Source organism: Arenibacter nanhaiticus (assembly GCF_900141935.1).
Lineage (GTDB): Bacteria > Bacteroidota > Bacteroidia > Flavobacteriales > Flavobacteriaceae > Arenibacter > Arenibacter nanhaiticus.
This window is the reverse complement of record NZ_FQYX01000012.1, coordinates 1-12,944: the sequence shown is the minus strand read 5'-3', so window position 1 is coordinate 12,944 and position 12,944 is coordinate 1. Positions and strand designations below refer to the sequence as shown.

Annotated in this window: 9 protein-coding genes; 7 read left to right on the top strand and 2 right to left on the bottom strand. The window is 36.1% G+C overall.

Annotated features, from left to right (window positions below):
- Nucleotides 1–117 precede the first annotated feature (117 nt).
- The 5 genes from BUA16_RS08975 (at nucleotide 118) to BUA16_RS08955 (ending at nucleotide 6,829) form a co-directional block, all read left to right on the top strand.
- Nucleotides 118–600 carry an ABC transporter ATPase gene (locus tag BUA16_RS08975; RefSeq protein WP_072764417.1) on the top strand — a complete coding sequence of 161 codons (483 nt, stop codon included), beginning with the start codon at nucleotides 118–120 and terminating at the stop codon, nucleotides 598–600.
- Between the two features lie 95 nt (nucleotides 601–695).
- The gene (locus tag BUA16_RS08970; RefSeq protein WP_072764416.1) at nucleotides 696–3,611 is read left to right on the top strand and encodes a serine hydrolase domain-containing protein; all 2,916 of its coding nucleotides are present in this window, start codon (nucleotides 696–698) and stop codon (nucleotides 3,609–3,611) included.
- A gap of 220 nt (nucleotides 3,612–3,831) precedes the next feature.
- A complete protein-coding gene (bshA, locus tag BUA16_RS08965) occupies nucleotides 3,832–4,974 on the top strand; it encodes an N-acetyl-alpha-D-glucosaminyl L-malate synthase BshA (RefSeq protein WP_072764415.1) in 1,143 nt (380 codons plus the stop codon).
- A 92-nt stretch (nucleotides 4,975–5,066) separates the two neighbouring features.
- Entirely contained in the window at nucleotides 5,067–5,531 is a 465-nt protein-coding gene (locus tag BUA16_RS08960) for a hypothetical protein (protein ID WP_072764414.1), read from the top strand.
- A gap of 128 nt (nucleotides 5,532–5,659) precedes the next feature.
- Entirely contained in the window at nucleotides 5,660–6,829 is a 1,170-nt protein-coding gene (locus tag BUA16_RS08955; RefSeq protein ID WP_072764413.1) for an OmpA family protein, read from the top strand.
- 452 nt (nucleotides 6,830–7,281) lie between these two features.
- Here the strand turns inward: BUA16_RS08955 and BUA16_RS08950 are convergent, their stop codons facing one another.
- Nucleotides 7,282–8,376 (bottom strand): GNAT family N-acetyltransferase, encoded by a 1,095-nt coding sequence (locus BUA16_RS08950; RefSeq protein WP_072764412.1) that lies wholly within the window; start codon nucleotides 8,374–8,376, stop codon nucleotides 7,282–7,284.
- A gap of 126 nt (nucleotides 8,377–8,502) precedes the next feature.
- Nucleotides 8,503–9,573 (bottom strand): ATP-grasp domain-containing protein, encoded by a 1,071-nt coding sequence (locus tag BUA16_RS08945; RefSeq protein WP_072764484.1) that lies wholly within the window; start codon nucleotides 9,571–9,573, stop codon nucleotides 8,503–8,505.
- Nucleotides 9,574–10,335: 762 nt separating this feature from the next.
- Between BUA16_RS08945 and BUA16_RS08940 the strand changes: the two genes are divergently transcribed.
- Both BUA16_RS08940 and BUA16_RS08935 read left to right on the top strand, forming a co-directional pair.
- A complete protein-coding gene (locus BUA16_RS08940; RefSeq protein WP_072764411.1) occupies nucleotides 10,336–11,550 on the top strand; it encodes a fibronectin type III domain-containing protein in 1,215 nt (404 codons plus the stop codon).
- A gap of 417 nt (nucleotides 11,551–11,967) precedes the next feature.
- The coding region (locus BUA16_RS08935; RefSeq protein ID WP_218616757.1) for an Ig-like domain-containing protein at nucleotides 11,968–12,944 on the top strand (977 nt) is incomplete at its 3' end.

Below are 12,944 nucleotides of genomic sequence, written 5' to 3'. Positions count from 1 at the left end.
TTAAATGAAAATACTTTTAATCCGAAACCAAAAGAATTATGAAGTGCTTAATGACCACCAATGCTATTGGCCGATACCAAAAACCAATTAACACAATTTAAAAAACAATAAAAAAAGATGTTAGTAGATTTTTCTTCATTACCAGATGAATCAAGGGTTTGGGTGTTCCAAGCAAGTCGAAGTTTTACAGCAGACGAATTAGAAAATGTGCAGCTGCAATTAAACGAATTTATTGCTAATTGGACAGCTCATGGGAGCGATTTGCACGCCGGGTATGAAATAAGATATAATAGATTTATTATTCTAGCCTTGGATCAAACCATAACTATGGCATCTGGATGTTCCATTGATTCCTCGGTACGTTTTATTCAAGAATTAGAGAAACAATACAATATAGAGTTATTGGATAAAATGAATGTTTCCTATAAACAAGGAGAGTTTATAGCCTATAAACCGTTGATCGACTTTAAAAAAATGGCAAAGGATAAAGCCGTTTCCAAAAATACTATCGTATTTAATAATTTGGTTACCAACAAACAAGAATACCTTAGCCATTGGGAAGTGCCGGCAGAAGAAAGTTGGCATGCCCGCTTTATGTAATTAAATACTTCCAAAATATGACTTTCTGGCTCACTTTTTGGTGATTACGGCTAGAGGATACTGTTGTATATCCAAATTTTATTGACAGATTTTTTATGCGTGAAACCTTCTTTGTTGTATTTTTCTTTATCTCCTTGTTTTTTGCCCATAGTCAAGCTAATCCTTTAGTAACCAAGGATAGTTTGCTTCAGCAAAAATGGGTTGATGCGACCTATAGTAAAATGTCTTTGGATGAAAAACTGGGCCAATTATTTATGGTAATGGTTACATCTGATCAGACAAAAGCCAGTACAGAAAGGACAAAGAAGTTAATTCAGGACCATCACCTTGGTGGGATTATTTTTTCTACGGGCGGTCCTGTACGGCAAGCACAGCTAACGAATGAGTTCCAGCAGAATGCTAAAATTCCATTATTAATAGGTATGGATGCAGAATGGGGACTGGCAATGCGTTTAGATTCAACCTATGCTTTTCCCTGGAATATGACGCTAGGGGCAATTAAAGATAACGCCATAGTAGAAAATGTCGGGCGTCAAATTGGTAAGCATGCAAAACGATTAGGGGTTCACATCAATTTTGCGCCCGATATCGACATCAATATAAATCCAAAAAACCCCATTATCGGGAACAGATCTTTTGGAGAGGATAGGGATAACGTTGCTGAAAAGGGAATTGCGTTTATGAAAGGAATGGAAAGCGCGGGTGTGCTTTCAAGCGGGAAGCATTTTCCTGGACATGGAGATACAGCTGTGGATTCACATAAAAGCTTGCCGATCATTGATTTCTCCAAACAACGATTAGACAGCATAGAGTTATATCCTTATAGAAAATTAATAAAGGAAGGTCTTAGTAGTGTCATGGTAGGACATTTAAGCGTACCTAGCCTTGAGATTAAAGAGGGATACCCTTCTTCCTTATCAGAACAGATTATTTCTGGGCTTTTAATGGAAGAATTAAATTTTAAAGGCTTGGTGTTTACGGACGCTTTGAATATGAGAGGGGTTTCCAATTTTGCCAAAGAAGGTGAAGTAGAACTCTCTGCTTTTTTAGCGGGAAACGATATTTTATTAATGCCGATAGATGTTCCTAAGGCAAAGGCAAAACTTCTAGAATCTTATAATAAAGGAAGGATTACTGAAGAGCGATTGGCTCGTTCTGTAAAGAAAATCCTTATGGCTAAATATAAGGTAGGCTTGCAACAATATGAGCCTATAAAACTTAACAACCTTTATAAGGATTTAAATTCCATTGAAGACGATCTTATATACGAAGAAGCCATAGAAAATGCTATAACTGTTATAAAGAATGAGTTCAATGTTTTAGGCATTAAAAATTTAGAAAATAAAAAGATAGCTTATGTAAAGTTTGGGGATGATGACAGTAAGCCCTTTTTAAAGGAACTGAACAAATACACAAAGGTTACCCAAGTCAATGCTGGGGATTTAACCACAGTCAAACAAAAATTAAAGGACTATAATTTAGTGATTATTGGCCTGCACAAAAGCAATTCAACTCCTTGGAAAGCTTATAAATTTTCTTCAAACGAATTATTATGGTTAAAAGAAATTGCCAAAGAGTCAACTTCTAACCTTATTCTTTCTGTATTTGCTAAACCCTATGCGCTTTTAGATGTACAGTCTTTTGAAGGTATAGATGGCATCGTCATGGGCTATCAAAATAGTGCCATTGCCCAAGAAAAAACAGCCCAATTAATTTTTGGGGCACTAGCAGCCAAGGGGAAGTTGCCAGTTACTGTAAGTCCGGAGTTGCCGGCAGGAACCAGTATTGAATTGACCTCCTTAAAACGATTAGGGTACAGCCTGCCAGAGCGTGTTGGAATGAGTTCTACTAAATTGGCTAAGATAGACGAATTGGTGAATAACGGATTAGATTCCCTAATGTTTCCTGGGGCTCAGGTTTTGGTGGCACGAAAGGGTAAGGTCGTTTACAACAAAGGATTTGGGAAACCTACCTATGACGCCGAAGAGAAAATTACCCCTGATCATTTGTACGATCTAGCTTCATTGACAAAAATATTGGCGACTTTGCCTTTGGTAATGAAAATGGAAGAAGAAGGGAAATTAGGCCTAAGCAATACTTTTGAGGAACTTATTCCGGCTTATTCATCTTCAGAACTTAAAAATGTAACGGTGTTAAAGGCACTTTCCCATTATGGTCGATTGCCTGCATGGATAGCTTTTTATCTCAGTACTATGGACAATGATAGGAAACCATCCAAGGAGTACTATAGAAATCAATCATCTAATGGCTTTTCGGTAAAAGTAGCCGATCATCTTTATATTGCGAATGTTTATTCAGATTCTATCTATAACAGAATAGGTAGACAAAAGCTAAAAGCCAATAGGTATCGTTATAGTGATCTGGCTTATTTTGTAATGAAAAAATACATAGAAGATACTTATAAGCAAAGTCTCGACACTTTGATCGATGAGTTTTTGTATAAGCCTTTAGGTACTACGAATACTTCCTATAATCCTTTAGAGAAATATGCCAAAAACAAAATAGTACCTAGCGAAGAGGATAATTACTATAGATATCAAACTATTCAAGGCTATGTACATGATATGGGAGCAGCTATGCAAGGAGGGATAGGCGGGCATGCCGGTCTCTTTAGCAATGCCAATGATGTTGCCAAAATAATGCAAATGTATTTGCAAAATGGATATTATGGTGGGCGGCAATTTTTAGAAAGTAGGACCATTAAAAAATTCAACACCTGTTATTTTTGTGATAAAGATGTAAGGCGTGGTGTTGGATTTGACAAGCCCGATCCAAAAGGGGAAGGAGGCCCTACCAGTAAACTTGTATCTAGAAAAAGTTTTGGACACAGCGGGTTTACAGGCACCTATACTTGGGCCGATCCTGAAAAGGATTTGGTATATGTATTTCTCTCTAATAGAACCTATCCAACGGCTACCAATACGCTCTTGGTGAAATCGGGATTAAGAACTAAAGTTCAAACAGCCATTTATGAGGCTATAGAGTTTTAACTATTTTATCTCAATTCGGCGAGCTCTTTGCCTTAATGAATAGGTATTAAAGAAGCTGTCTTTACAAACAATTTATAGCAAAGTTTATAGTGGTGTGGGTTTTATAATAATCAATACGTTAATTGGTTAGAGTGGAGATACATCTATGAGTTTGGGCCGTGGTTGAAATAAATCGTACAAAAACTCTCATAGTATCCTCTTTTCCCTAAATTTGTAGGTAATGAAAATAGCTATAGTTTGTTATCCGACCTTTGGAGGTAGTGGTGTAGTGGCCACGGAATTAGGAATTGCTCTTGCGAATAGAGGGCATGAAGTACATTTTATAACCTACCGTCAACCGGTCCGATTGGAGTTGCTAAGCAATAAAATTTACTTTCACGAGGTAAATGTTCCAGAATATCCTTTGTTTCAATATCAGCCCTACGAACTGGCATTGTCCAGTAAATTGGTAGATACCATAAAGTTGCACGGGATAGAACTTTTACACGTACATTATGCGATACCACATGCCTATGCGGGGTATATGGCAAAGAAAATGTTGGAAGAGGAAGGGATCATCATCCCAATGATTACAACCTTACACGGGACAGATATAACCTTGGTAGGGAAACATCCCTTTTACAAACCGGCCGTAACTTTTAGTATTAATAATTCCGATGTTGTGACCTCTGTTTCCGAAAATTTGAAGCAGAGTACCTTGGAGTTGTTTAATATTAAGAAGGATATTGAAGTGATTCCTAATTTTATCGATAAAAGGAAATGCAATCCAACGTTTACAGATTGTCAGCGTTCCTTAATGGCTACGGATGAAGAAAGGATTATAACACATATCAGTAACTTTAGAAAGGTTAAACGTATCCCAGATGTAATCCAGATTTTCAATAATATTCAAAAACAAATTCCAGCAAAACTTATCATGGTAGGCGAGGGGCCAGAAAAGGAGGGAGCCGAACGTTTATGTGAAGAATTAGGGATTTCCAATAAGGTAATGTTTTTAGGAAATAGCAATGAAATAGATAGAATATTATGTTTTTCAGACCTTTTTCTTTTGCCCTCCCAAACCGAAAGTTTTGGATTAGCCGCCTTGGAAGCAATGATTAATAAGGTACCCGTGATTTCCAGTAATGCTGGTGGTATTCCAGAGGTTAATTTACACGGGGTTACCGGATATTTAAGCGATATAGGAAATGTAGAGGAGATGGCAGAAAATGCACTGAAAATATTAAAGGATGATGTAGTGCTGGAAGAATTTAAAATAAATGCCCAAAAGGCAGCCTTGGAATTTGATATATTAAAGGTATTACCACTGTACGAAGCCGTCTACGAAAAAGCCTATTTGGCCATGAATAAGAACTTTCAATAATATTTAATGAAATCAGCATGACCGAAAACTGGTCGCAATAATGAAGATATGCGAGTTACGTATGACCAATAAATAACCATAAATAGCTACAGATGAAAAGGGGGATGTGTTTTTTCTTTATTTTTTTTACTTCATGTACTATTTTAAAGGAAATCAATACTGAAAAAATGGAACAAGATCCCTCGAAATCAATTTCACTTGAATTAATAGTACATGATAGTCATAGCGGTATTGAATTTCAAGAATTTCGGGTCATTGAAGATTTAGGTGCCCTAAAGAAATTATTTCTCCAAATTAACAAAACCAGAAAACCAGGCTTACCAATTCCTGAAATCGATTTTGATAAAGACATTGTGGTAGCATATTTTTCTGGACTTGGAAGCGATACAAGACCTCCAGAACTATTTTTTATCTCCGAAAATGATAGTTTGATTAAATTAGGAATTAAAGAAAAGATTGTTCCCGAATTAGTAGATACTAATGCCATTTCTACAAGTGCATTTTGTATTTATAAATTGAAGGATTCTGGCAAGGAAATATTGGTTAAAGGGTTGTAGGAATGTATTTCAACTTATTTATATGTGCATTGTCGATGAAACCACACAACAGTGTGGTATTATTTGGAAACATTGTGCTTTAGTGTTAATTTAGTTCGTTAATTTTGTGAAATAAACTTATAAAGAAAATGAGTAGAATTAAATTATTGCTATTTGTACTTGTAATTACTAATGCGATTTACGCTCAGGATTTACAATTGTCCCAAAAAGATAGTATCGTAAAAAGTTCCTGGATGGTAGGATTGGGATATAATTTTGTAGATGATTCCGGATCTCGAAGTTTCGAGGGATTATTCGATGTTGAGGACAATTGGAATGCATTGGCTTATCCTTCCAGAGTAAGTATTGGAAGGTATTTTGAAAGCGGATTGGGTATTGAAGCCATTGGAGCCTACAATAAATATAAGGTAGGAAAAATAATTGATGGCGCTGTAAACACTATAGAAACCGATTATTTTTCTGTTGATGCTAGATTAAGCTACGACTTAAACAAGATTATTGGTGAAACAGCTTGGTTTGACCCATATGTAGGTGCCGGAGTTGGATATACGGAAGCCAATAATGTGGATATGGGAACTTATAACGCTGTGATTGGATTTAGAACTTGGTTTTCTGACCGATGGGGATTAGACCTTAGTTCTTCTGGAAAATTTGCAATGGACAAAGCTAAAGGAAATCACTTACAACACTCTGCTGGTGTTGTTTACCGATTTGGCGCGAAAAAGGATCTATCTAAAAGAGGATTAGAGAAATTAGCTTTGATAGAAGCCTTCGAAAAGGAAAATCAGAGAAAAGCCGATTCCATTGCAGCTAAAAAAGCCGAGGAGGAAGCAAGGCTATTGGCAGAAAGATTGGCCTTGGAAAAGGAAAAGGCACGTTTAGCAGCGGAAGAGAAAGCGAAAAGAGATGCTGAAGAAGCAAAAAGAAAACAGTTTGAAGAAACTATAAAGGGATATGGAGACATCCAATTTGGCTTTAACTCTTCTTATTTAAACTCTAAATCTAGAGCGGCCCTAAGAAAAGTAGCTTCGTTAATGGAAACAAACCCGAATCTAAGTATTCAGGTTAATGCTCATACTGACTCCAGAGGAGAATCTACATATAACCAAAAGTTATCTCAGAGTAGGGCTAAAAAGACTGTAGCCTATTTAGTTCGCCAAGGCGTAAGTGCTGAGAGAATTACTTCTGAAGCACATGGAGAACAACATCTTTTAAATGATTGTGACGATAACATTCGTTGTTCAGAAGCACAGCATAGAGTAAATAGAAGATCAGATTTTAAAGTGATAAAATTTTAAGTAGCTAAAATAGGTCTTAAGAAATAATAAAGCCGTGGGTTGCAACTCACGGCTTTATTATTTTAGACGTTTATTAACTGCAAGATTAAGCAGGTTGTTTATTCCTAAATACTGTGTCTTGAATACTGTGTCTTGATTTAGGAATAGATCTTAGAAAAAAGAAGAGGAGATAAATTAGAAGAAATAGGGAATATCTTAGGAATTAAGGTTTAATGAAACTATCTACTTTTTTTAAAGGACAGATTATAGCCGGGGCTATGAACCACATTACGGTCTATAATCTATAAATTTTAAGTCTATTGTAAGGCTCTAAGTTTTACTGCGGAGATGTTTTTTTGCGTTAGGGACCGCGGCGACATCCCCGCAGCATCGCAAGGGATATAGCTAAGGGCCCGCCCGACGAAGGAGGGAACGCCCAAACAGAAATGATGGACAGGCTTTAACTAATTGATTCAGCAGGGGCGTCTACAATTGTATTTCGGAAAATAATTAGAAACAGTACAGCCCGTACAAAAAGGGTTGTGGGCTACAAGAGTATCGTATATGTCCTTATCGACTATTTTTCTTCCGGTATAAAAAATCCTGTCCTTATCCTTTGGGAAGAATTCTTTTTTATAATGGTACAAACTATCGCCGTCTTCCCTTCCTCCGCCAAGGAAATAATGGACGAAACCATTTTTACGGGCCCAATTAAGCACTTCATATTTAAGGAAATCGTTTGGGCGAGTATGAAAAAAGTCAGCTTCGGTACCACCTAAAAAGGAATGAACGGTATTGTCTGACAATAATAGTAACTCAGCAGAAATAGCTTTGTTTTCTTTGTAGATAAGGATAAGAGCACAAATATCCGAATTAGTGTTGATTAAGTTTATAAAATAGTCTAATTCATAGAAAAAGTGAGGAGCTGCCTTATTCCTTCTCATTGTATGGACATAAATAGCGTGAAACTGTTTTATAACATCGGCAGTGATATTTTTATGATAAATGGAACTGGTTAAATTATATTCTTGTGATTTTCTGATATTATTTCGGACTTTTGGCTTAAAGTTTTTCCATTGTTCCTTTTCCGTGATAATGCTGCCGCAAACATTGGATAGGGTGGCATTTACTTCCCCGTTGTAACCTTTCCAATTGTGTTGCATATTAAATCGGATAAACTCGGAAACAATATTATTGTTGTTGTACCATTTATCTATTTTTTTCCAGAACTTTTGTACAACTTCTTCCCTAGTGTTTTCTGCATATAAGGGACCAGAGTACCCATAAGGAGAACTTACATCCATAAAACCTGTATCTATTTCATTAATGATCACTTTTCTAAGGAAAAAAGGCATTAATGCAACTACGGTATTTTGATAAATGAATACGAAATACTTTAACTCTTCATTGGGTGATTTTCCGAACAAGAGAATTTCCTTTTTGTATAGTGGGTGTGGAGGGAGTAATTTTAAAAAATCATTATACTTGTCCTCGTCACCTAAAGTATTCAAATGATATACTTCTAGAGCAACGTCCTTAACTCCGGTTTCAAAAAGAATAATAGCCATTTCTTAGGGGGGTATTTTTAAATTTACTAAAAAAAAGAATAGTTAGTCTAAAAACCAGTAAATAATTGATTTTAAAAAACTGTATCTTAATTGGTTATCTTGTTTTTTCTATGAAAAGATAAGAAATTAATACTCTTTTATGACATAAGAATTTATGGATGTTGGTTGATCGTTTGAGTTTGGAATTTTTTTTAAAACATCACATTTTGCGAAAGAAATATTTTCTTCATAATTATTAAGGTGTGCTACATCCTTATTACCGTTAAACCATTCAATATAAATGGCTGCCGTATTAACTCCGGCTTCGTGTGAAAAAGGATAACCTCCCCCAAATCTTGGATTCAATTCCAAAACATATACTTTTTCGCCTACCACAAAAACATCGCAATCCATATTTCCTATGTGTTTTAAATTCCGAGCAATTGTCTTTCCAATGTCACTTAATTTAGGGTTTATTACAGACATAGCTTTGTCTGTTTCCCCAGCTCTCATAGATAGTTTTTCTCTGGCAAAGGTATTGTAATAGTTTCCTTCAAAATCATTTAAAATATCCATGCCATATTCTATTCCGTCTATTTTTTCCTGAATCAGGATGGCGCTTTCAATAGCATCCTCGCTGGCTTTATTTAAAATAGATCGTGATAATTTTATTTTGAGCAAACGATAAGCGCAATCCAATTCCTCCATATTTTCTACAATTTCGATACCAATGGATGCACTTCCCCAGCGGGGTTTTAAAACTAGGGGGAATTCTAATTCCTTGTTTTTTATATTTTCAGCAACTGTATTAAAGTCAATATAGGTTTTAGGGGTAAGTAATTTATGATCATTCAAAAACTGAAAAGTCTTCCACTTATCAAAACAAACATCTATAACGGATTGATTTGAGACAATTACCTTGACTCCAGTTTCTTCAATCTCGGATCTTTGTTTAGCGAGCATAGGGAGTTCTAAATCATTTAGCGGGATTAGGGCGGTGACCTTATGTTTGCTGCAAATAAATTTTAATTCTTCTAGATAGGTGTCCGAATAAATATCGGATACCTGAATGGCCAAATCAGCATCTATTAAAGCAGGAGCATTGGTCTGATTGTCAATAGCTATGACCATACCATTGCCGTTTAAGGCATCCTTAAAATAGTTTATGAGGTAGTTCCTTCTGCCGGCACAAGTAAAAAGTATATTGTTGGTTTTCATAGCGGTGTGATTTGGTTTGTAAAACGGTCCTCCTTTAAACATTCAAAAAATCATCTTTAAGATTACATTTTATTCAATATCATAGAAAAAAAATAGAAAATTGGTAACTAAAAGTTATAAAGACACAAGTCTTAGGTATTAAACAAATAGCCTATCAATAAATTTTGAATTAACCGAAATGTTTAATTGTTCCACAATTACTTAGGGGTATATATTCTTGTAATTATCGCTGATCCTCTCAATTTCAATTATTGTTTATAAACTGTACTCTTAGGGGTTATACTATTGATGACAGAACTTAGGTATATTAAAATTACTAATTGATAGTTACTATCGGTAAATACAATCTGTTTAATCGATAAAGGGTAAAAGATATAGGACGATTTTTGACTTTTCGATTTCTACAAAGGGCATTTTATCAAATTTTATATGAGATCGTGAATTTCTAGTTTTATTTTAGACAAAGAAGGTGCATAATTATAATGTGTGTAATACTTATAATATGCTATTTTTATAAATGTAAAATTGAATTTTAGTTTTTGTAAAAATATTGCAATTCAATTGGTTATAATCTTATAGGTAGTTGGTTTAACTCCAAAAGGGACAACTATTTTATCACTTTTTTTTTCTAGCTATTTCAAAGGGTTTTTATGCTTTTCATAGAAGAATATTGACATCACTGTAGAATTTGGTTATCTTCAATAGAGTTGTATTTCCCCCAGTTTTGTTGTTCAATTTTAACTATAATAAACACTATGGGATATGAAATCGCTAATACTCTTTTTGGGGCTTTTATGTTTTGGTCTTGGATTGACAGGTCAAAATCTACATAATCAGGCCAATGCAGCTTCAATTGATAATGAGGCTAATTCTATAACCGGTTGGACAGGGAATGCCAATATTATCTCGAGTACCAACAATCCATTTCTAGGAACTTTTTCTATCAATGCTGCTTCTACGGCAAGTAATGGGCGGGAATGTGCTTATACATTTGCCGCTACTGTGGGACAGGCCTATACGATCAGTATTTGGGCTAGGGCTGGAACCCAAAATTTTCAACCTGCCTTTGCCAATTGGGCCGGCTTAACTGGATTTTCCACTACTATAATCAATAGTCTTAATTGGACACAATATACTTGGACTTTGACAGCCTCGAGTACCTCACCTATTATTAGAATATACACGAGTCCGAGTAGTGGAGGAAGTACAGGGGATTCGGTGTTTTTTGACAGTGTTTCCATTACGGCGGCAGGTGGTGGGGGAGACAATCAGCCTCCTTCGGCAGTAACATCTTTGTCCGCTTCAGGCACAACGGCAACTTCAACGAACTTAAATTGGAATGCCTCAACGGATAATGTCGGGGTTACCGGGTATACTATTTTTCAAAATGGAACGCAAGTCGGATCTCCGACCAATACCTTTTTCAATGTTACAGGATTGAATCCTAGTACTTCTTATGCTTTTACGGCTCGGGCTAGAGATGCCGCCGGAAATACCTCCGCTTCTGGAAATACCGTCAACGTTACTACTGAATCAGGAGGGGGCGGAGCTACTGATTATACTTCTATGAATGCCAATTTATTTACCGTAGATTGGAGGGCAAGGGATTTATTTGCCAACAGAAATGTGGGTATAGGTACTACCAATACCCAAGGACATCGATTGGCGGTAGCCGGTAGCATAATTGCAGAAGAAGTAAAAGTAGCCCTCCAGACAAATTGGCCAGATTATATTTTTAAAAAAGACTATAGATTGCCATCCTTGGAAGAAGTAGAACTCCAAATTATAGAAAGAGGGTATCTGCTAAATATTCCGAGTTCCAAGGAAATGGAAGAAAACGGAGTTGTTTTAGGAGACATGGTATCTAGATTACTGCTTAAAATAGAAGAACTTACCCTTTATACCATTCAACAAGAAAAACGGATCAACCAATTGGATGAAGAATTAAAAAACATGAGGTTATTTAAAAAGGATTAAAAAAATGGTTCAGGCCTATTAAAGGATTCAAATCCAGACAATAGATTGGATTTTGAACTCAGGGAATTTAGCTGAAGGCATTATATCATTAAAAAATTGTCTTTTAACCGCCTATAAAATAAACTAGGAATAGCATTCCAAGTATTGAAGAATTAATTAATATCCGATAGGAATATAATTGAATCAAGGAGTTAGAAATATAACTCGGTAAACTTTCAAAAGGATCATGTACTTATTGCAATCAGTTTTGAGCTTTTTCTGAACTATTTTAGGTTAAGAGGTATTTGGAATGTGGTATGAAGGAAATTCTTGCGTTTCAAAGAGATTACTTCAGAATGGATTATAAGCGGTTTATCTTAGTTAATCCTCCCCCGTTAACTTTTTGATGAATGATAATTTTTTAAAATGTGGTATGATATGAAAAAAAAACTACTACTGTGTTTTATGATAGTATTGGGGCTAAGTGTGAAAGGACAAAATTTACATACACAGGCAAATGCAGCCTCCATTTTAAATGAAGCCAATGCAACCACGGGATGGACGGGGAATGCCGATATAACATCAAGCAATGTAAATCCATTTCAAGGAAATTTCTCACTCAGTGCCACCTCTACAGGGAGCACGGGGAATACCCGTGATATGAATTATACCTTTACCGCTATTGTTGGACAAGTGTATACAATTAGTATATGGGCTAGAGAGGGAAATTTAAGTTTTCAACCTGCATTTGCTAATTGGACAGGATTTACAGGGTTTTCTACAACCCCAATAGTTGGAAATAATTGGTCTCAGTATACATGGAATTTAACGGCTGCTTCAACCAACCCAATGATAAGGGTATATACAGCTCCTTATAATGGAGGTCAAGTAGGAAGTCAGGTGTTAATAGATAACGTTTCTATTTCCGTTCAAGATAATACTCCCCCTACTGCTCCATCGAATTTAACGGCTAGCGGTACAACTACTACGACCACCGATTTATCTTGGACGGCATCCACAGATAATATAGGAGTCACTAGTTATAATGTATTCCAAAACGGTGGGATTATAGGAACTACCTCTGGAGCGTCCAATTTTAACGTTACTGGTTTAACAGAAAATACTACCTATAATTTTACGATTTCGGCAAGTGATGCTGCTGGTAATACTTCGGGCTTAAGTAATACGGCTAACATAACTACATTAACTGCGGATACGGAACCACCCACAGTGCTTATTCAAGGCGCTCCGGCGAGCGTGAATACCACCGCAGCTTTTAATGTGACGCTGGAATTTAGCGAGGATGTTGTTGGCTTTGAATTAGGGGATGTGGTGCTAAGCAATGCAACGTCGTCCAATTTTATCGCGGTCGATGGGAATACCTATACGGTAGATATTACGCCCAACGGAGCAGG

Coding starts and splice junctions, on each gene's coding strand:
- BUA16_RS08975 (WP_072764417.1), top strand. CDS start 118: ATGTTAGTAGATTTTTCTTCATTACCAGATGAATCAAGGGTTTGGGTG.
- BUA16_RS08970 (WP_072764416.1), top strand. CDS start 696: ATGCGTGAAACCTTCTTTGTTGTATTTTTCTTTATCTCCTTGTTTTTT.
- bshA (WP_072764415.1), top strand. CDS start 3,832: ATGAAAATAGCTATAGTTTGTTATCCGACCTTTGGAGGTAGTGGTGTA.
- BUA16_RS08960 (WP_072764414.1), top strand. CDS start 5,067: ATGAAAAGGGGGATGTGTTTTTTCTTTATTTTTTTTACTTCATGTACT.
- BUA16_RS08955 (WP_072764413.1), top strand. CDS start 5,660: ATGAGTAGAATTAAATTATTGCTATTTGTACTTGTAATTACTAATGCG.
- BUA16_RS08950 (WP_072764412.1), bottom strand. CDS start 8,376: ATGGCTATTATTCTTTTTGAAACCGGAGTTAAGGACGTTGCTCTAGAA.
- BUA16_RS08945 (WP_072764484.1), bottom strand. CDS start 9,573: ATGAAAACCAACAATATACTTTTTACTTGTGCCGGCAGAAGGAACTAC.
- BUA16_RS08940 (WP_072764411.1), top strand. CDS start 10,336: ATGAAATCGCTAATACTCTTTTTGGGGCTTTTATGTTTTGGTCTTGGA.